Annotated in this window: 21 protein-coding genes; 11 read left to right on the top strand and 10 right to left on the bottom strand. The window is 70.7% G+C overall.

Translation table 11 applies throughout. The annotated features are described in order from the left end of the window. The 3 genes from gcvH to gcvPB all read left to right on the top strand — a co-directional run bounded on the left by gcvH (nt 1) and on the right by gcvPB (nt 3,313). Entirely contained in the window at nt 1-384 is a 384-nt protein-coding gene (gene gcvH, locus B378_RS0113810; RefSeq protein WP_017344360.1) for a glycine cleavage system protein GcvH, read from the top strand. A gap of 168 nt (nt 385-552) precedes the next feature. Further along, nucleotides 553-1,881, top strand: coding sequence for an aminomethyl-transferring glycine dehydrogenase subunit GcvPA (gcvPA, locus tag B378_RS0113805; protein ID WP_017344359.1), 1,329 nt, complete (start codon nt 553-555; stop codon nt 1,879-1,881). Between the two features lies 1 nt (nt 1,882). Then, nucleotides 1,883-3,313 carry an aminomethyl-transferring glycine dehydrogenase subunit GcvPB gene (gcvPB, locus tag B378_RS0113800; RefSeq protein WP_017344358.1) on the top strand — a complete coding sequence of 477 codons (1,431 nt, stop codon included), beginning with the start codon at nt 1,883-1,885 and terminating at the stop codon, nt 3,311-3,313. 30 nt (nt 3,314-3,343) lie between these two features. Here gcvPB and B378_RS0113795 read toward each other — a convergent pair whose 3' ends face one another. After that, nucleotides 3,344-4,183 (bottom strand): helix-turn-helix domain-containing protein, encoded by an 840-nt coding sequence (locus B378_RS0113795; protein ID WP_017344357.1) that lies wholly within the window; start codon nt 4,181-4,183, stop codon nt 3,344-3,346. 222 nt (nt 4,184-4,405) lie between these two features. On the opposite strand from B378_RS0113795, the gene B378_RS0113790 reads away from it, so the two are divergent. Next, a complete protein-coding gene (locus B378_RS0113790) occupies nt 4,406-5,644 on the top strand; it encodes a threonine synthase (RefSeq protein ID WP_017344356.1) in 1,239 nt (412 codons plus the stop codon). A gap of 52 nt (nt 5,645-5,696) precedes the next feature. Then, on the top strand, nt 5,697-6,602 hold the full coding sequence (gene gnd, locus B378_RS0113785) for a phosphogluconate dehydrogenase (NAD(+)-dependent, decarboxylating) (RefSeq protein WP_017344355.1): 906 nt from the start codon (nt 5,697-5,699) through the stop codon (nt 6,600-6,602). A 152-nt stretch (nt 6,603-6,754) separates the two neighbouring features. Here gnd and B378_RS0113780 read toward each other — a convergent pair whose 3' ends face one another. Together B378_RS0113780 and B378_RS0113775 are read right to left on the bottom strand one after the other, a co-directional pair. Beyond that, the gene (locus B378_RS0113780; protein ID WP_017344354.1) at nt 6,755-6,949 is read right to left on the bottom strand and encodes a hypothetical protein; all 195 of its coding nucleotides are present in this window, start codon (nt 6,947-6,949) and stop codon (nt 6,755-6,757) included. A gap of 4 nt (nt 6,950-6,953) precedes the next feature. Further along, entirely contained in the window at nt 6,954-7,259 is a 306-nt protein-coding gene (locus B378_RS0113775; protein WP_017344353.1) for a hypothetical protein, read from the bottom strand. Between the two features lie 191 nt (nt 7,260-7,450). Between B378_RS0113775 and B378_RS0113770 the strand changes: the two genes are divergently transcribed. Continuing rightward, nucleotides 7,451-7,876, top strand: coding sequence for a hypothetical protein (locus tag B378_RS0113770; RefSeq protein ID WP_017344352.1), 426 nt, complete (start codon nt 7,451-7,453; stop codon nt 7,874-7,876). 157 nt (nt 7,877-8,033) lie between these two features. Then, nucleotides 8,034-8,378 carry a DUF5802 family protein gene (locus B378_RS0113765; protein WP_017344351.1) on the top strand — a complete coding sequence of 115 codons (345 nt, stop codon included), beginning with the start codon at nt 8,034-8,036 and terminating at the stop codon, nt 8,376-8,378. Between the two features lie 41 nt (nt 8,379-8,419). On the opposite strand, the gene B378_RS17355 is transcribed toward B378_RS0113765, so the two are convergent. After that, on the bottom strand, nt 8,420-8,569 hold the full coding sequence (locus B378_RS17355) for a hypothetical protein (RefSeq protein ID WP_237738339.1): 150 nt from the start codon (nt 8,567-8,569) through the stop codon (nt 8,420-8,422). A 445-nt stretch (nt 8,570-9,014) separates the two neighbouring features. On the opposite strand from B378_RS17355, the gene B378_RS0113760 reads away from it, so the two are divergent. Beyond that, nucleotides 9,015-9,923 carry a Vms1/Ankzf1 family peptidyl-tRNA hydrolase gene (locus B378_RS0113760; protein WP_017344350.1) on the top strand — a complete coding sequence of 303 codons (909 nt, stop codon included), beginning with the start codon at nt 9,015-9,017 and terminating at the stop codon, nt 9,921-9,923. Nucleotides 9,924-9,948: 25 nt separating this feature from the next. Here the strand turns inward: B378_RS0113760 and B378_RS0113755 are convergent, their stop codons facing one another. The 5 genes from B378_RS0113755 to B378_RS0113735 all read right to left on the bottom strand — a co-directional run bounded on the left by B378_RS0113755 (nt 9,949) and on the right by B378_RS0113735 (nt 12,034). Beyond that, a complete protein-coding gene (locus B378_RS0113755; RefSeq protein WP_017344349.1) occupies nt 9,949-10,374 on the bottom strand; it encodes a rhodanese-like domain-containing protein in 426 nt (141 codons plus the stop codon). Continuing rightward, nucleotides 10,374-10,700, bottom strand: coding sequence for a cupin domain-containing protein (locus tag B378_RS0113750; RefSeq protein WP_017344348.1), 327 nt, complete (start codon nt 10,698-10,700; stop codon nt 10,374-10,376). Before B378_RS0113750 ends, B378_RS0113755 begins: the two co-directional genes overlap by 1 nt. A 78-nt stretch (nt 10,701-10,778) precedes the next feature. Beyond that, a complete protein-coding gene (locus B378_RS0113745; RefSeq protein WP_017344347.1) occupies nt 10,779-11,312 on the bottom strand; it encodes a cob(I)yrinic acid a,c-diamide adenosyltransferase in 534 nt (177 codons plus the stop codon). Then, nucleotides 11,309-11,548 (bottom strand): glutathione S-transferase N-terminal domain-containing protein, encoded by a 240-nt coding sequence (locus B378_RS0113740; RefSeq protein WP_017344346.1) that lies wholly within the window; start codon nt 11,546-11,548, stop codon nt 11,309-11,311. Before B378_RS0113740 ends, B378_RS0113745 begins: the two co-directional genes overlap by 4 nt. Nucleotides 11,549-11,635: 87 nt before the next feature. Further along, complete coding sequence (locus B378_RS0113735; RefSeq protein WP_017344345.1) at nt 11,636-12,034, bottom strand: thioesterase family protein; 399 nt, start codon at nt 12,032-12,034, stop codon at nt 11,636-11,638. 117 nt (nt 12,035-12,151) lie between these two features. Between B378_RS0113735 and B378_RS0113730 the strand changes: the two genes are divergently transcribed. Beyond that, complete coding sequence (locus tag B378_RS0113730) at nt 12,152-12,631, top strand: Lrp/AsnC family transcriptional regulator (RefSeq protein ID WP_017344344.1); 480 nt, start codon at nt 12,152-12,154, stop codon at nt 12,629-12,631. Nucleotides 12,632-12,658: 27 nt separating this feature from the next. On the opposite strand, the gene B378_RS0113725 is transcribed toward B378_RS0113730, so the two are convergent. After that, a complete protein-coding gene (locus B378_RS0113725) occupies nt 12,659-13,675 on the bottom strand; it encodes an amidohydrolase family protein (protein WP_017344343.1) in 1,017 nt (338 codons plus the stop codon). Between the two features lie 262 nt (nt 13,676-13,937). Between B378_RS0113725 and B378_RS0113720 the strand changes: the two genes are divergently transcribed. Together B378_RS0113720 and B378_RS0113715 are read left to right on the top strand one after the other, a co-directional pair. Next, nucleotides 13,938-15,425: a proton-conducting transporter membrane subunit gene (locus tag B378_RS0113720; RefSeq protein WP_017344342.1), complete on the top strand. Its 1,488-nt coding sequence runs from the start codon at nt 13,938-13,940 to the stop codon at nt 15,423-15,425. Next, entirely contained in the window at nt 15,415-17,922 is a 2,508-nt protein-coding gene (locus tag B378_RS0113715) for a DUF2309 domain-containing protein (protein WP_017344341.1), read from the top strand. Before B378_RS0113720 ends, B378_RS0113715 begins: the two co-directional genes overlap by 11 nt. Nucleotides 17,923-18,837: the final 915 nt, after the last annotated feature.

The following is an 18,837-nucleotide window of genomic DNA, read 5'->3' as shown; positions in this document are numbered from 1 at the left end:
ATGAGCTTCGACGTTCCCGACGACAGACGGTACCTGGAATCGCACGAGTGGGCGACGACCGGCGGCGACACCGTTCGGATCGGCGTCTCCGACTTCGCGCAGGACGAGCTCGGCGACGTGGTGTTCGTCGAGCTCCCCGAGGTCGGCGACGAGATCGCGGCCGGCGAGTCGTTCGGTGTCGTCGAGTCGATCAAGGCCGTCTCGGACCTGTACGCGCCCGTCTCGGGCGAGGTCGTCGCGGTCAACGAGGACCTCTTCGACCGCCCGGAGCTCGTTAACGAGGACCCGTACGGCGACGGCTGGATGCTCGAGGTCGAGCCCGCCGACGGCGGCGACGCCGAAGGGCTCCTCGACGCCGACGAGTACGACGGCCAGATCGCGTGACTGCGACGAGTCGACCCGACGCGGGCGTGCTCCCAACGCCGGGCGCGCTCCCGACGACAACCCTCCACCGGACCCGAACATGACAACGCCACGTTTCGACCGACGAGCCGCGAACCGAGGAGCGAACGACCGCGAGGCGACGGCCCGCGGACGCGGAGGAGCGACCAGATGAGCCGGGCGAACGGCACGCCGTACGCGCCCCACACCGACGACGAGACCGCGGCGATGCTGGCGGCGATCGGCGTCGACGACGAGGAGGCGCTGTTCGACATCCCCGAGGCGGTCTCCTTCGACGGCGAGTTCGGCATCGACGCGCGCACCGAACGCGGGATCCGCGACGAGTGCGCCCGGATCTTCGCGCGCAACGACGACCTCACGGAGTTCCTCGGCCGGGGCCACTACGGCCACTACGTGCCGAGCGTCGTCGACCACCTCGCGGACCGCGCGGAGTTCCTCACGAGCTACACCCAGTACCAGCCGGAGGTCTCGCAGGGGTTCCTCCAGGCGCTCTTCGAGTACCAGTCGATGCTGGTCGAGCTGACGGGGCTCGACGTCGCGAACTGCTCGATGTACGACGCCGCGACCGCGCTCGGCGAGGCCGCGACGCTCGCCGACCGCGTCCGGTCGACCTCGGGCGACACCGTCCTCGTCCCGGAGCAGCTCCGCGAGGGGAAGCGGGCGGTGTTAGAGAACTACTGCGACGGCGCCGACCTGACCGTCGAGACGTACCCGATGGCCGACGGGACCGCCGACGTCGACGCGCTCGCCGACCGCGCCGGCGACGACGTCGCCATGGTGTACGCCGAGAGCCCGACGGTTCGGGGGTGTATCGAGGAGCGGCTCGCGGCGATCGGCGACCTCGCCGACGAGACGGACGCGCTGTTCGTCCTCGGCTCGGACGTCGTCGCGCTGTCGGTGCTCGAATCGCCCGCTGCGGTCGGCGCAGACGTGGTCGTCGGCGAGGCCGGCTCGCTCGGCCTGCCGACCGCCTACGGGATGGGGTTAGGGATCTTCGCCTGCAGCGACGAGTTCCTGCGGCAGGTGCCCGGCCGGCTCGTCGGCGCGAGTGAAGACGCGAACGGCGACCGCGCGTACACGCTGACGCTCCAAACCCGCGAACAGCACATCCGGAAGGAGCGCGCCACCTCGAACATCTGTACGAACCAGGCGTGGGTCGCGCTGCGCGCGGCGATCCACGCGGCGACGCTCGGGCCCGACGGCCTCGTCGACCTCGCGAACGACTCCGTCCGGGAGGCCGAGGCGCTGGCGTCGCGGATCGACGAGCTGTCCGGCGCGGCCGCACCCGTCCACGACCGCCACCACTTCCGCGAGTTCGCGGTGCGCGTCGACCAGCCGGCCGAGGCGATCGCGGCCGACCTCGAAGGCGAGGGGTTCGCGGTCCACGCGATCGACGACCACCTGCTTCAGGTGTGCGTCACCGATCTCAACGCGGGAGAGACGGACGGGCTCGTCGCCGCCTTCGAGGAGGTGCTCTGAGATGATCCACGACCAAGCGAACTACGAGCGAGAGGGGGAGAACGTCCGCGAGCCGCTGCTCTCGGAGAAGGGCCAAGAGACCGTCGACGTGCGGGAGGACTCCCCGCTGCCCGACGACCTCACCCGAGAGGAGCTGACGCTGCCGAACCCCTCGGAGCCGGAGACGGCGCGCCACTACACCCGGCTCTCGCAGATGAACTGGGCGATAGACTCGGGGCCGTACCCGCTGGGGAGCTGCACGATGAAGTACAACCCCAAGTTCACCGAGGACGTGGCGGCGGACACGAACGCGGCGATCCACCCGGACCGCTCCGAGCGCTCGGCGCAGGGGAACCTGGAGCTCCAGCACCGTCTCCAGGAGGTCCTCGCGGAGATTGGGGGCATGGACGCCGTCACGCTCCAGCCGCCCGCGGGCGCCGCCGGCGAGCTCACGGGGATCCTCGTCGCGAAGGCGTACCACGAACACCACGGCAACGACCGCTCGGAGGTCGTGATCCCGGCGTCGGCCCACGGGACCAACTTCGCGACCGCCGCGACCGCGGGCTACGACGTGGTCGAACTCCCCTCCGGCGAGGACGGTCGGGTCGACCTCGAAGCCTTGGAGGCGGCCGTCGGCGACGACACCGCCGCCCTCATGCTCACGAACCCGAACACGGTCGGCCTCTTCGAGCGCGACATCACCGAGATCGCCGACATCGTCCACGACGCCGGCGGCCTGCTCTACTACGACGGCGCGAACCTCAACGCGCTGCTCGGCCGCGGCCGTCCCGGCGATATGGGGTTCGACGTGATGCACTACAACGTCCACAAGACGTTCGCGACGCCTCACGGCGGCGGCGGGCCGGGAGCCGGCCCGGTCGGCGTCGTCAACGAGCTGGCGCCGTTCCTCCCGACGCCCCGGGTCCGGGAGGCCGACGAGGGATCGGGATACGAGCGCTTCGAGCCCGAGCACACGATCGGAAAGGTCCACGGGTTCGCCGGCAACTGGCTCGTGTCGATCAAGGCGTACGCGTACATCGCCCGCCTCGGCGACGAGGGGCTCGCGGACGCGGCCGCGAAGGCCGTCCTCAACGCGAACTACCTCGCCGAGCGGATCGACCTCGACGTGCCGTTCGGTCCGTTCCACCACGAGTTCGCCGCGACCGCGGGCGACCGCGACGCCGCCGACGTCGCGAAGCGCATGCTCGACTTCGGCGTCCACCCGCCGACGACGAAGTGGCCGGAGATGGTGCCGGAGGCGATGCTGACCGAGCCGACCGAGATCGAGGGGCAGTCCTCGCTCGACGACCTCGCGGAGGCGTTCAACCTCGCGTACGCCGACACCGACGAGGCGCTCGACGCGGCCCCGAACCGGACCGCCGCGGGCCGGATCGACCAGGTCGGCGCCGCGCGGAACCCGCGGCTCTCGTGGCAGGCGCTCGACGGGGAGTAGGCCTTCGAACCGCCGCCCGCCGCGGCGGTGTCAGGGCTCGGTCGCCGCGGACCGCACCGGCTCGTCGCCGTCCGCGTCGAGGTCGTCCGCGTCCGGACCGTCGGCGTCGCGCTCGTCGAACGCTGCCGTCTCGGAGAACGCAGTCCCGGCGGCCGCCGTACCGACGCGGTCCGACGCCGAGTCGAACCGGCCCGTCCCGTCGACGAACCGCCGCATCACGCGACCCTCCGCGCGGTGGAGCGTCTCGCTACAGGTCGACTTCGCGATCCCGTTCGCCTCGGCTAACTCCGTGAGCGTACACCGGCGCGGGGTGTCGTAGTACCCCGACCGGACCGCATCGAACACGAGGTCGCGCTGCGCCTCCGTGAGCGTCCGGTCCGGGCCGTCGACCCCGGTCGCGGCGACGCCGACCGTCACTCCCTCGCCCGCGAGCCGGCGCCCGAACGCCTCGACTCGGTCCCGGTCGCCGACGACCGTCACCGTCGCCCGGCCGTCGACGACCTCGACCGTCGACGCCATCGGGAGACCGACCGCCTGCGCCGCCGGGAGGTACACGGGGGCGCGGCAGACGACCCGAAGCGTGCGGCCGTCGCCGCGGCGCTCGACCGTCGTCGCGCGCGCGACGCGGTCGTGGCCGCGGAGCGCGTCCTCGACGCGGTCCCTGTCGGCGCCGCCGATCAAGACGGTCGCCGCCACGTCCGAGCCGTCGTCGTCGAGCGCCTCCGAGCCGTCATCGTCGGCCGGTCGCCGAGCGTCGTCGTCGAGCGCGATCGTCTCCGCGACCCGGATAGTCGCCGAGGGGACGCCCCGCGAGACGTCGCCGAGCCACGACCCTGCCGGGAGGTCCAACCGAAGCCTCGTTCGGCTCATCGCTTCCACCCCGGTGCTCCCCGCGAACCGGCCGTCCAGGCCGTCGCTGATGCGCGCATCTCCATTGTACGCACGACCCCGGCGCCCCTCGGCGCACCGCTTCATACGTTTCGAACCTAAGTACCCCGGAGGGGTGCGGACGAACGGCAGCCCCCTCGTGGGCGGCTCGGGGCGATCGCCGCGACCGCAGCACCGAAGTCCCCGGCACGCGACCGCGGTCCCATGGAGACGACAGAGGCGTTCGTCGGCCTGACCTGCGTCGACTGCGGGGAGACGTTCGACGCGGAGGCGGCGACGCACCGCTGTCCCGACTGCGGCGGTATCCTCGACCCAGAGTACGACTACGACCGGATCGGTCTGACCCCGGAGACGCTCGACGCGCGCCCCGACGGGTCGATGTGGCGGTACGACGAGCTGCTCCCGTTCCCGGCTGAGACGGCGGTGTCGCTCGGGGAGGGCGCGACGCCGCTCGTCGAGTGCCCGGCGCTGGCGGACGCGATGGGCGTCGGCCGCGTTCTCCTGAAAGACGAGGGCGCAAATCCCACGGGGACGTTCAAGGACCGCGGGCAGGCGGCCGCGATGACGGCCGCGCGCGAACACGGCGCGAGCGAGGTCGCGCTGAACAGTGCCGGCAACGCGGGGCAGGCGGCCGCGGCGTACGCGGCCCGCGCGGACCTCGACGCGCACGTGTTCCTCCCCTCGCGGGCGGGATTCACCCAGAAAGCGATGACGGAGGTTCACGGCGCGGACCTGACCGTGGCCGACCCCGTCGACGGGAACTCGCAGATCGGCGACGCCGGGAAGGCGTACGCCGAGGCGATGGAGGAACATCCCGAGTGGTACTCGACGAAGACGTTCGTCACGCCGTACCGCCACGAGGGGAAGAAGACGATGGCGCTGGAGCTCTTAGCGCAGCTCGACTGGGAGGCGCCCGACGGCGTCGTCTACCCGACCGGCGGCGGCGTCGGGCTCGTCGGGATGCACAAGGCCGCCCGCGAGGCGAGGGAGCTGGGGTGGACCGACGAACTCGTCCCGATGTACGCGGCGCAGGCCGCGGGCTGCGCCCCGGTCGTCCGCGCCTACGAGTCGGGCGCCGACCGCCACGAGCCGCTCGCAGACGACGAGGTCGACACGGCGTGTAACGGGATCGCGATCCCGGACCCGGGCGCGAGCCACCTCATCTTGGAGGCGGTCCGCCAGTCCGACGGCGGGGCGGTGGCGACGACGGACCGAGAGATCCTCGACGCCGCCATTGAGGTCGCCCGCGAGGAGGGGCTAGAGGTGGGCGCCACCTGCGCGGCCGCCGTCTCGGGAGCGTTCGCGCTCGCGGAATCCGGCGAGTTCGGCCCCGACGACACGGTCGTCCTGCTGAACACCGGCGCGGGAAACAAGGACGTGGACGCGCTCCGCGCACACCTCGGCGAGCGGGAGGTCGAGGCGGAGGCGCGAGCCGACGAGTAGCGGGGGGCGCGGAACCGGAACCACTACGGCGGCCGGTCGCCACCCCTCGCGCATGGAACTCGGGGTCATCGGACTCGGGCGGATGGGACAGATCGTCGCGAACCGGTCGCTTTCGGCGGGCCACGACGTGGTCGCGTTCGACCTCTCCGCGGAGGCGACCGCGGAGGCGGCGGAGGCGGGCGCGGAGCCGGCCGACTCGGTGGGCGACCTCTGTGACCGGTTGGGGGGCGAAAAGCGGATCTGGCTGATGGTGCCCGCGGGCGACGCCGTCGACGCCACGCTCGCTGACCTGGAGCCGCACCTCGACGACGACGACGTCGTCGTCGACGGCGGCAACTCGCACTTCGAGGATTCGGTGCGCCGCGCCGAGGAGACGGACGCCGCGTACCTCGACTGCGGCACCTCCGGCGGGCCCGCGAGCGCGGAGGCGGGCTTCTCGCTGATGGTCGGCGGCCCCGAGTGGGCCTACGAGGCGCTCGTGCCGGTGTTCGACGCGGTCGCGACCGGGCCGGACGGCCACGATCGCATGGGCGAGTCGGGCGCGGGCCACTACGTGAAGATGGTCCACAACGGCGTCGAGTACGCGCTGATGCAGGCGTACGGCGAGGGGTTCGAGCTGCTCGCCGACGGGCGCTACGACCTCGACACCGAGTCCGTGGCGCGCACGTGGAACAACGGCGCCGTGATCCGGTCGTGGCTCTTGGAGCTCTGCGAGGAGGCGTTCCGCGAGGAGGGGTCGGACCTGGGCGACGTGGCGGACCACGTCGCGGGCGGCTCGACGGGCACGTGGACGGTCCAGGAGGCGCTCGAACAGGAGGTGCCCGTCCCCATTATTTATCAGGCGCTCGCGGAGCGGTTCGACTCGCGCAACGAGGGACGCTTCTCGCGCCGACTCGCGAACCGCCTGCGGTACGGCTTCGGTCGACACGAGGTCGCGCGGCGGTCCGACGGGGAGTGAGAGGACCCGGGGCTCCGCAGGAGGCGTGAGCGGACCCGGGGCTCCGACCGGGGCCGGAGCCGGGCGATGACAGTCTTCGCCGAGCGCGGAACGCCGTCGACTCCTCGGAGACCGGCGGGGATCGGGAGACGGGGCCGACGGACGAACCTCGGCTACCCGCCCCACTCTCCGCCGATGTCGTCTCGGATCGCCGCTCGCCAGGCCTCGAACCGCTCCGCGCACTCGGGGGCGTCCGACACATGGTCGATGAATCCGATTCCGCCGTCCGACAGCGTGGCACCGCAGAACGGGCACAGGTCCGGATTGTCCCACTCCGGGGAGTCGCGCGGCGGGTGGTCGTCGGACATGCGGTTACTCCTCCAGGTAGGCGTACAGAGCGTTCCCGCCGGCCCCGCAGTTCGGGCAGCGGTCGGGGACCCGGTCGACGTCGCCCGACTCGCCGCACTCGCTACGCCGCCGCACAAGGTACCCCTCTCCGAGATTTACGCCGGGGGACTGCCGGAGCGATAGGGTCTCGACGTCTCCGAGGGTGTTGACCTCGACGCCGATGTCCGTGATGGCTCGAATGACGCCGACGACTCGGCCGTTCTCGTCGTACGCTCGCTGTCCCGGTTTGAGCACGCGGTCCGCGGACGCGCCCTCGCTGTCCTCGTACATACGCTCCCGTTGAACCGGGCAGAACCTAGCTCTTCTCCCGTGCCCGCTCGCCCCCTTCGACTCGGAAGGGGACGCCGGGCGTACGCGACACCGCCGGACGGACTGCCCTCGGAACGGAAGACGACGCGCGCGAGGCGCCTCGCGCGGAGCCGCCGGCGGTGCTATTACGACTGGGCGCGTTACTACGTCACATGGAACCGATACCGTCCGAGACCGGGATCAGCGACGAGACGGCCGACAGCATTCTGAGCGCCACCCGCACCAGTCTGGGCGACGCGCTCCGGAGCGTCGTGTACTTCACCCCTTCGTCGTTCGATCTGCTGTACGTGCGGAAGGACCTCTACCCGTCCGACGAGGCCGCCAGAGCGCGGAAGGCGCAGCTGGTCCAGCTCGAACGCGTGGGGTTCGCGGAACGGTCGGCGCGGACCGAGATCGCACACGGCGGCGACGGTCCGGACATCGGGCCGTACGACTTCACCGTCCGGTTCCACGAGGACGGGTTCGTCGTCAGGGCGCTCGAGGGCGATGCCGGCGTCCTCTTCACCGCCGACTCCATGGACGTCGGCGCGTTCAGAGAGACGGTCAGTGCGGTCCGCGGAACGCTCCGGGGCGAGTGATACGCGGGAGGCCGAGCGCACGGACGCGGAGCGGCCCGCTCCGCGCGTCGATCGCTTCGACTCGTGTCGGCCGGTCGGACGCGCCGAACGGTCCCGGCGATCGGCCGCGTCCGAGAAAGGCTTATATACGGTCATGGTAGAGGATATCACGCATAGAATGTTCGAGCGATTCTCGAGCGGTTACTACCTGGGGGAACTGTACGTGGAACCCCGCGACGGCGAGCGCGCCGTCATCCAGCGGGCGGACCACGAACGCGTCAACGAGCAGCTGTACGCGGACGGCGAAGGGGTCGAGCGGCTCGACGCCCCGCTCGTGATGAAGGTCGACGGCGGCCACATCCCGGTCGGCGGCGACGACGACGTACCCAGCGGCACGCTCGCGATTCCCCAGGAGCTCGCCGACGAGACGCTCCCGGACCACCGGAACGTGCTGTTGGCGGACGCGGACCGAGCGGAGAAGCTGTTGCGCTGGGAGGGGTGGGAGCCGTTCGTGAACGCGTGATACGTGGAAAGTGGCTCCGTATTTCCCGTCGATTGTCGCTGCTATTTATAAATAACCAGTCGGGCACGGATTGAGAGCACTCCCGAACCCCCAGTCGCTCGTTTATAAATGACTGCTACCACCGCGGTGAACACCGCCAAAGCCCCAGCCGCTCGTTTATAAATGGCTGCTGTCGGTGAGTCGGTGAACACCGCCAAAGCTCCAGCCGCTCGCTTATAAGTCGTTGATTCCGGATCGACGGCGAACACCGCCAAAGCTCCAGCCGCTCGCTTATAAGTCGTTGATTCCGGATCGACGGCGAACACCGCCAAAGCCCCAGCCGGGAGGCGGGCGCACGCTCGCTGCGCTCCTCACTCGGTCGCTACCGCTCCCTCGTTGCGGTGCTTGCGTCGCCTGCGCCCGCCTCCCGGCTGCCCCTTTGAGTCCCACCCCGCTCCGCACAGCACCTCACACCTCCCCAGCCTCGTCGGCCTCCCTCCGCTTCGCTCCGGTCGGCCGACTCCCTCGCGCGTGCGACTCGCGCCCTATCGGGCGCTCGTCGGCACGCGCCACCGCACGGCATTCATTTATAAATGAGTTCGACCACGTCGCCGCCGCAGACGCACCTTTTAGGTCGCAGGGGGTCGCGGATTCGGTATGATCGACAGGCTGCTCGGGCGCGCTGAGCTGAAAGAGCGGATCGAGGAGCTCGAAGAGGAGAAGCGCCACCTCGAACGCCGCGCCGAGGCCGAAGAGGAGCGGCGCTCCGACGCGGTCGCCGACCGCCAGCGCGCCGAGGAGCGCGTCAACGAACTCGAACACCGGATCGAGTCGCTCGAAGAGCGGCTGGAGCGCGCGGAAGGGGCCGAGGCGTCCGTCGAGTTCCGGCGCGTGAGCGACCGCAGCGGCTCGCGGCTGGCCGACGTACTCGACCGATTCCGGGCCGTCGAGAGCGACGACCCCGAGGGACTGCTCACGGCGTACGTCCCGGACGCCGACTCGGTGCCGGCGACCGTCTCGGAGTGGTTCGGCGACCGCACGGAACTGGTCCGGCGCGCGGCGCCCGCGGTCGTCCTCGCCGACGACACCGGCGCCGTGAGCGCGGCGCTGACCCCGCCGATCGAACCGGAACCGTTCGACCGCTGGAGCGACCGCTTCCGGCTACCGGATGCGTGGTTCCGGCCGACCGGTCGGTTCGCGTTCGCCCTCGTCCGCTCGGACGTCTTCGCCGTCGGCACCTACGAGGACGACGAGCGGGTCGCCTTCGAGGGGTTCACCAGCGACGTGAAGGAGGCCCACTCGAAGGGCGGCTTCTCGCAGGGGCGTTTCGAGCGCCGCCGCGAGGGACAGATCGACGACCACCTGAAGAAGGCGAACGAGGCGCTCGCGGAGGTCGCGGACGCGGAGAACCTCGACCGCATGATCGCCGTCGGCGAACGCAGCGTCCTCGGCCGGGTGCGCGACCGCACCGATGTGACGGACGTCTCCGACGCCACCGGGAAGCCGGAGGCGGCACTCGACGACGCGTTCCGCGACTTCTGGCGGGTCCGCGTCCGCGCGATCTGAGCTATTTAAAAGGGACCGCCCCGCGTCAGAAGGGAGATTCTGGCCCCTCGTCGGCGGCGTCCTCGGCCGGTTCATCCGACGCCGTCAGCTCGCCGATCTCCTGCTCCCACGCCTCGATGCCGCCGCGGAGGCTCTCGACGCGCGCCTCCTGCGTGCCCTCGTAGCTGCCGATCAGCTGGGCCGCCTGCTGGCTGGCGACGCCGTGCGGACAGACGGTGACGATCCGGTCGGACCCCTCTAACTCCGCGATCCGGCTCGTCAGTTCCGGGAACGGGATACACTCGCTGTCGGGGAGGTGGCCGCGGTCGAACGCGCGCTGGTCACGGATGTCCACGATGCGGAGCGATTCGGATTCCTCGGCGTTCCCGTCGGCGCCGGCGACGTCGTCTCCGGAGTCGTCGCGCTCATCGAGCAGCGCCGACAGCTCCGCGGGGTCGATTTCGCCGTCCATCAGGGGAGGGGGGCGAGAGTGGCCGTGAGTACGGCCCGCTCGTCGGTGTCGTTGCGGGCGCCGTGGACCGCGCCGCGCTCGTTCGACACCACCGCGGGCGCCGCGAGCGCCGCCTCCTCGTCGTCGCGGACCACGGTCGGTTCGCCTTCGAGGACGTGGAACACGTTCGTGGCGTCGGCGTGTTCGTGGGGGTCGACCGACGCGTCGGGGCCGAGGACGAACGCCTTCACGAGCACGTCGTCGGTGACGACGAGCTCCGCCGTCTCGACCTCGCCGGGTGCCGGGTCGAGACCGGAGACCGCCGCCGCGTAGCTGTCGAGCGTCATACCCGCATCTCGCGCGGGACGGGGAAAAATCGCGCGCTCGGGAGCTGGGCCGCCCCCGCCGGTCGAAACGGCGCGGGCTCAGTACGAGGGCGACTCCTCGGGCTCGCCGTCGCGCGCGTTGACGACCCTCCCGAGGGTGAAGAGGAGGTCGGAGAGCCGGTTGAGGTAGGTGACGACGGCCTCGTTTATCGGCTCCGAGCGCGCGAGGTCGACGACGCGGCGCTCCGCCCGTCGCGCCACGGCGCGCGCGTGGTGGAGCGCCGCCCCCGCCTCGCCGCCGCCGGGAAGGATGAACGACGTGAGCGGCTCCAGCTCCTCGTCGAACGCGTCGATGTGCTCCTCTAACTCCTCGGTGTGTTCGCTCTCGACCTGCGGGTCGTCCGGGTCGGGGTCGGGGTTCGCGAGGTCCGCTTGGACGACGTGGAGGTGGTTCTGGATCGTCTCCAGCAGGTCGTCGACGTCGTCGTGGCCCGTCGGACGGACCGTGCCGAGCAGCGCGTTCGCCTCGTCGACGGAGCCGTACGCCTCGATGCGGTGGCTCGACTTCGACACCCGGCTCATGTCCCGGAGGTCGGTCTCGCCCTCGTCGCCGCGGCCGGTGTAGATGCTCATGCGAGGGTCCTCTCGACGTACTCGACGATGTTCGCGCTCTCCGACATCGTCACGCCGCGTTCCTCGTCGACGAGGACGGGGACGCCGCGCTGGCCGCTGACGCGCTTGACCTCGTTCCGGTCGGAGTGGAGGGCCTCCACCCACTCCGTCTCGTAGTCGACGCCGGCCTCGTCTAAGGCGTCGGCCGCCTTCTCGCACCACGGACACCCGTCGAGGGCGTACAGTCGAACGCTCATACCGATCGATCCGTCCGCGCCGTCAAGAAGGTGTGCGTCCGCGCCTCCCCCTACCCCGACCGCGGCACGGAGCCTCGCCCCAGCGCCTCACAGGTCGTGGTACGACTCCATCGCGGCCCGGTGTTCCTCCGGGATGGGTGCGGGTTCCCCCGTCTCCGGGTCGAGGGAGACGAGCGTCGCCTCGGCCTCCGCGGCCGCCTCGCCGCCGGCCCGGATCTCGTGGGTCATCGTCGCGCTCGACCGCCCGAGGTCGGCCACGTCGACGGTGACGGTGACCTCGCCGTCGGACAGTTCGATCGGGCGCCGGAAGTCGATCGAGATCGACGCCAGCACGGTCGACACGCGCGAGAGGTCGGCGTCGAGGACGTCGCTGAAGTACCGCGTCCGCGCCTGCTCGATGTACGTCGCGTAGACGGCGTTGTTGACGTGGCCCATCGCGTCGATGTCGCGTAACCGCACGTCGATGTCCGCGGTGTACGTACCCATATCCGACCCACTGGCGGGGATCGTATGTAGGCGTCGGGATCGGGACGACCGCGGCCGAAAACGCGGAGTTGGCGGTCTCGACAACGTATAAAACGGCCGCGCGTCTATCACCGCGGTATGGGCAACGGCGCGATAGACGACGTCGACAGGGCGATCCTGTACGCGCTACAGGAGGACGCACGGAACACGTCGTCCGGGGACGTCGCGGAGCGGACCGGCACCTCGGACAGCACCGTCCGCAAGCGGATTCAGCGGCTCGAATCCGAGGGGGTGATCAAGGGGTACAGCGCCAGCGTCGACTACCAGCGGTCGGGCTACCCCCTCCGGATGCTGCTCTACTGCACCGCGTCGATTCCGGAGCGCGGCGAGCTCATCCCGGACATCCTCGACATCGACGGCGTCGTGTCGGTCCAAGAACTCGTCACCGGCGAGCAGAACCTCCTCGTGACCGTCGTCGGCGAGTCGGACGATGACATCACGCCGGTGGCGCAGGCGCTCCTCGACATGGGCGTCACCGTCGCCGACGAGGTGCTCGTGCGGACCCACAAGACGACCCCGTTCGGTGAGTTCGACGTCGAGCGGAACGGCGAGGATTGATCGAGGCGGGACGGGCCGGAGAGGCGGTCAGACGAGGACGCGCTCGACGTCCAGCGCGGTCGCCCGCCGAACGACCGCTGCCACCGGATCTTCGGTGCCGGAGAGGTTGTCCGAGTCGCCGTCGAGGACGAGGAGCGCCGCCCGCCGGCCCGGTTCGACGACCCCGCAGTCGAGGCCGCCGATCTCGGCGCCCGCGGCGGTCGCCATCCGCAGCACCTCGCGGTCGGTTACGTCGAACCGCTTCGCCGCGGTCGCCATCTCCCGGAACATCGACGGTTGGTTCAGCATGACGTTGTCCGTGCCGAGCGCGACCGTCGTGTGATCGAGCAGCTCCCGAATCGGCGGCGTTCCGACGTCGAGGACCGCGTTCGCGCGCGGACAGACCGCGACCGGAACGGACTGGTCCGCGACGCGCTCCAAGTGCTCCCGCTCGGCGTGGACCATGTGAACGAGCAGGTCCGGGTCCAGATCGAGCGCCGGGTGGATGTCAGTCGCGTCCGGCTCGCCCGCGTGGATCGCGAAGGGCCGGCTGCGCTCCTCGCAGGCGGCGCGCTCGGCGGCGAAGTCGTCGTCGTTCGCGCCGGAGGCGCCGTAGCCGTCGGCGACGTCGAGGACGGACGGGTCGCCGCTCCCGAAGACGAACGGGTCGACGCCGGTGTCCGCCGCCGCGTCGCGGAGCGCCCGCGCCCCGGCGACTCCGGACTCGCGGAAGTCGAGCGTCGAAACCGTGCCGGTCCGCCGCATGAATCGGAGCGTCCGCCGCATCGCTGACACGAGATCGTCGCGGTCGGCGGCCGCCAGCCGCCGGTGTTTCAGGCTGTCCGGCGGCGCCACCGCCTCGTCGAGCGAGAGGCCGACCGCCGCATCCTTCGCGACGGAGTCCCCGAGATGGGTGTGCGCGTTGACGAACGCCGGCAGCACGATGTCCGTCGAGTCGGTGTCCGTCTCCTCGACCGCCGCAATCCGCCCGTCTTCGACGATGACCCGCCCTCGCACCGGCGCGAACGACTCTCCGGCGAGGACGGTTCCCGAGAGTTCTTCCATACCGGCCCTCCGGACCGGGAGAGGTTATGGTTTCCTGAGTGGCGACGCCGAACGGGCCGGAAGCGGCCGTCGCCGCGAGGCTGGCCGAGCCCGATCGGATCGCGGAGCCGATAAACATAATGTTCTATAAGTCGATTTAGCCGAACGAATTGTGAATACAGACAGATTTAATAGCTATTCCGTTCTCGAAAGCGATGAAAACCGACCGGAACCGGACCCAGCGCCCGCGCGGTCCGACCCCGGTCGCGTGGTCGCTCGAACGATGTCAGGACGCACCTCGAACCCGACGGTCGGAGCGCTCCGGGAGACGGCCGAGTCGTCGACCGTTCCCGTCGCACTAACGCGGCTCGCGTGGACGCTGTTCGCCGCGAGCCTCGCCGCGCTCGTCGCCCACGTCCGACTCGGCGGGCCCTGGGAGGTCTCCGACGCGATCGCCGTCGACGGGCTGACCGTCCTGCTGTGGGTCGTCGTGACGTTCTTCAGCGGGATCGTCCACAGCTACTCGCGCCGCTACATGGCCGGGAGCGCCCACGAGACTGACTTCTTCCTCGGCGTCTCCGCGTTCACGCTCGCCGTGATGGCGCTCGTCGCGGCCGACCACGTCGCGCTGTTCTGGTGCTTTTGGCTGGCGATGGGGCTCCTGATGGCGCGGCTCATCGGCACCGTCGACGGCTGGCCGCAGGCCCGGGCCGCCGCGAGCGTCGCCCGTCGGTACTTCCTCGCCAGCAGCGCGCTGCTCGGCGTCGCCGTGACGGCGCTGTGGTGGGCGACCGGCGCGACGACGGTCTCCGGTATCGCCGCGAGCGCCGACTCCCTCGGGGGGCCCGCGTGGCTCGTCGCGGGCGCCGCGCTCCTCCTCGCGGCGATGATCCAGTCGGCGCTCGTCCCGTTCCACGGCTGGCTGCTCTCCTCGATGACGGCCCCCACGCCGGCCTCGGCGCTGATGCACGCCGGCTTCGTCAACGCGGGCGGCATCCTGTTGACCCGCTTCGCGCCGGTCGTGACCGTCGAGACCGGGCTCATGCTCGCTATCGTGGTCGTCGGCGTCGTCAGCGCCCTCAGCGGGAAGCTGCTCAAGACCGTCCGGGCGGACGTCAAGGGCGAACTGGGCTGCTCGACGGTCGGTCAGATGGGCTTCATGATCGTCCAAGCCGGGCTCGGCTTCTTCGGTGCCGCCGTCACGCATCTCGTCTTACACGGGTTCTACAAGGCGTACCACTTCCTGAGCGCGGGCGGCGAGGTCGAGCGCGCGGCCCCGACGGAGACCGGGCCCGAACCCGAGGGAACGGGCGTCGCCGGCGCGGTCGTCGTGCTGCTGACCGGGCTCGCTGGCGGCGCGACGTTCGCGCTCCTGACCGGGAAGGGGACGAGCGTCGACACCGGGCTGCTGCTCGCCGGGTTCGTGACGCTCACGACGCTCCACGCGGCCCGGAGCGCCGTCCGGCGGACCGCCCTCTCGACGGCGGCCCGCTACGGGGCGGTCCCGCTGGTCGCGCTCCCCGCCATCGCCGTGTACGCGCTCGCGTACAGGGCGGTCTCGGGGCTGCTCGCCGGGCTACCGCTCGTCTCCGCCCCGACCGAGCTGACCGCGCTCCACGCGCTCGTCGCCGTCGCCTTCCTCGCGGCGTACGTCGCGATCGAGACCGGCGTCCACGAGCGGAGCGAGCGCCTCTACGTCGCGCTGGTGAACGCGGGCCAGCCCGCTCCGACCACTGTTCTAACCGCCACGGAGGAGTACGATGACGACTGAAATCGGTATCGACGACGACGCTGACGGCATCGAAGACGACACGGGCGCGATCGAAGACGAGGTCGACGCGGCCGCGACCGCGGTCGGGTCCGTCTGGCCGGTCCACTCGTTCGTGACCGCGAACCCCCTCGCCGGCTTCGAGGACCGGCCGTTCGACGAGGCCGTGAGCCGGGCGGCGGACCTCTTCGGCGGCCGCGGCTACCCGCGCGCGGAGACGTTCCGGGCGGCCCTCGACGAGGGACGTATCGACCCCGACCTGCTCGACGCGGAACTGACCGACCGGGGCTACGATGGCGACCCCGAGGCCCTGCTGGAGCGGCTGGAGACCGCCGAGGAGACGGTGGAAACGAGCGGCTCCGGCGGGGCGGAGGCGGCGGACTCCGACGCCGAGCGCGTCGACCGCGTGCTGACGAAGTGGCTGTCGGCGTTCCTCGACGAGGGGCAGGCCGAGTGGTCGATGCCGAACCGCGAGGCGGGGTTCTACGACGCCTTCCGGTCGGTGGCCGCCTACGACGACGAAATTCCGAATACGGGACTCGTCGCCGACCTGCCGCCGTCGCCGACCGAAGCGATCGAGGCCGCGCTGGAGCCGTACCCCCGTGACCGGTGGGAGGCCGTCTTCGAGTCGCAGTTCGCCGCGCTCCCCGGGTGGACCGGGCTGCTCAAGCGGCGCGCCGACGACGGCGGCGCGTGGCAGTCCGCGCACCCGATCACGCCGACGGGCTACCTCGCGGCCCGGCTCGCGTTGGCGGACGCCTTCGGCGTCGACCTCTCGCCGCCGGAGGGGTCCGACGGGCCGGCGGTCGACCCGAGCGACGAGATCGCCGACGCGTTCCTGAGCGCGTGGGAGGGCACGTACCGCGACGGGCTCGTCGAGCGGGTCGCCGCCGAGAGCGAGGCGCGCGACGGAGGAACCGAAGCACGCGAGGAGGACGGGGCACGCCCCGACGGCGGCGCGTCGGGGCGCCCGGACGCCCAGTTAGTCTTCTGTATCGACACGCGCTCCGAGGTGATCCGCCGGCACGTCGAGGCGACGGGCGACTACGAGACGCACGGGTACGCGGGCTTCTTCGGCGTCCCGATGGAGTACACCGGGTACGACGCCGAGGCGTCCGTCGAGGCGTGTCCGCCGATCGTCGACCCGCAACACCGCGTCTCCGAGGTCCCGGGCGACGACGACGCGCGGGCGAGCCGCGACCGCTGGGCCGACCTCCGCGAGGCCGCCGGCGAGGTGGTCGAGACGCTGCGGTCGAACCCCGCCACCGCGTTCAGCTTTGTCGAGGGCGCCGGGAGCGGGTACGGTCTCGCGCTCGCGGCGCGCACGCTCGTCCCCGGCCGGGTACGCGACCTGCTCGACGGCGCCGACGACGCGGTGCCGGCCGACCACGAGTTCTGCGAGCCGGGCGTCCACGAGCACGACGACTCCGGCGAGGGGCTTCCGACGGGACTGACCCGCGACGAGCGGGTCGAGTACGCCGCGACCGCCTTCGAGCTGATGGGCTGGGAGGCGTTCGGTCGCCTCGTCGTCTTCACGGGCCACGCGGCCGAGACGGCGAACAACCCCTACGACTCCAGCCTTGACTGCGGCGCCTGCGCCGGCAACCCGGGCGGGCCGAACGCCCGCGCGCTCGCCGCGATCTGTAACGACTCGGAGGTGAAGGCGGGGCTGCGCGAGCGCGGCATCGACGTGCCCGACGACACCGTCTTCCTCGCGGCCGAACACAACACCACGACCGACGAGATCGAACTGTACGACGGCGACGTGCCGGAGTCGCACGCCGCCGACCTCGAACGGCTGCGCGCGGACCTCGACGCCGCACGCGGGCGCGCCGCAAGAGAGCGCACCGGGCAAGAGGCCGAGGAGTCGGCCGTTCGTGAGACCGAGCGCCGCGCCGCCGACTGGGCCGAGACGCGCCCCGAGTGGGGGTTGGCGGGCAACGCCGGGTTCGTCGTCGGCCCCCGCGAGCTGACGAGCGGCCTCGACCTCGACGGGCGCGCCTTCCTCCACTCGTACGACTGGGCGACGGACCCGGACGGCGACGCGCTCGAAGCGATCCTCACCGGGCCGATGGTCGTCACGCAGTGGATCAACGCGCAGTACTACTTCTCGACGGTCGACAACGCGGCGTACGGGAGCGGGTCGAAGGTGACCCACAACCCCGTCGGCAACGTCGGCGTCTACCAGGGCAACGGCGGCGACCTCATGACGGGACTCCCGCTCCAGTCGGTCAAGGCCGCCGCCGGCGAGCCGTACCACCAGCCGCTCCGGCTCTCGACGGTCGTCCACGCGCCGGTCGACCGCGTCACCGAGATTCTGGCCGACAACGAGGCGGTGACCGGGCTCTTGGACAACGACTGGCTCTCGCTGACGGTCGTCGACCCGACGCGTGACCACCGCGCCTTCCACTACGAGGGGGACTTAGCGTGGGCGCCGACGCCCGAGGCGGTCGAAGCGCACGCGGAGCCGCGCACGGCCCCCGCCGTGGCGGACGACTGAGGCCACAGCCCGCTCGACGGGGGTGCGCCGCCGATACCCCTCGCTCCGATTCCGGCACTTTAGAGCCGTTTGGCCCTGTTGAAACCCTATTCTTCAAATATAACTTGGGATGAAAAACCCGGTCGCTGAATGGTGCTTCTTGATCAAGTGCGGAGTGGGTAGCGCAGATCGGCGGCCGCGATGTCGTATTAAAAACCACGAGCGACGGCGACAAGGGTTTATAAAAGGGGTGCGGTGGCGCGCCTGCGAGCGGCCGGAGCGAAGCAGAGGCCGCGAGCCAGCCCGCGAGGGACGCGGTGAGCGCTCGCAGAGCGCGAACCGCGAGGCTGGGGAGGCGTGAGGTGCGGTCGCTGTGCGGTGCGGGGTGGGACTCAAAGGGGCAGTCGCGAGGGCGAAGCACGCCGCAGTAAGCACCGCAAGGAGCGAGTAAAACGAGCGACTGAGGAGCGTGGTTCGAGACGCCTCCGGCGTCTCGTCATCACGAAAGGCGCGTCGCGCCTTTCGAACGACAGCAAGGCGCGCGAGCCGTCGCGACTGGGGCTTTGGAGATCGCCATCCCAGCAGCGTCAGTCACTTATAAACAGCCGACAGCAACACCGCGCTCTGGTTTATAAACAACCTCGCTCACGATGTACTACACTTACTCCCGAAATCGCTCGCCGCTACCCCTGTACTGACCACGCCCGGTCAGAATGTAGCACTTCCGAAGGATTTCGACAGAGCCTGCCGTTTAAATCTCCGATACAGCCGGGTTCGTGGTTCGTAGCCGCGGGCCCACGTCCGGTCCGAAGACGTGCCCGAAGTTTTTATTAATTCGGGCAGTTTAGTTATTACTGTACAATAGTGACCGGAGAACACCTCTCCCAAGCTGCGATGGATCGATCGACGGCCGGCCGGGAACGAGCCGTCGGAGCG

Source organism: Halorubrum sp. T3 (assembly GCF_000296615.1).
GTDB lineage: Archaea > Halobacteriota > Halobacteria > Halobacteriales > Haloferacaceae > Halorubrum > Halorubrum ruber.
Note: the sequence above shows the minus strand (reverse complement) of the source record. Positions and strands in the feature narration are given on the sequence as shown.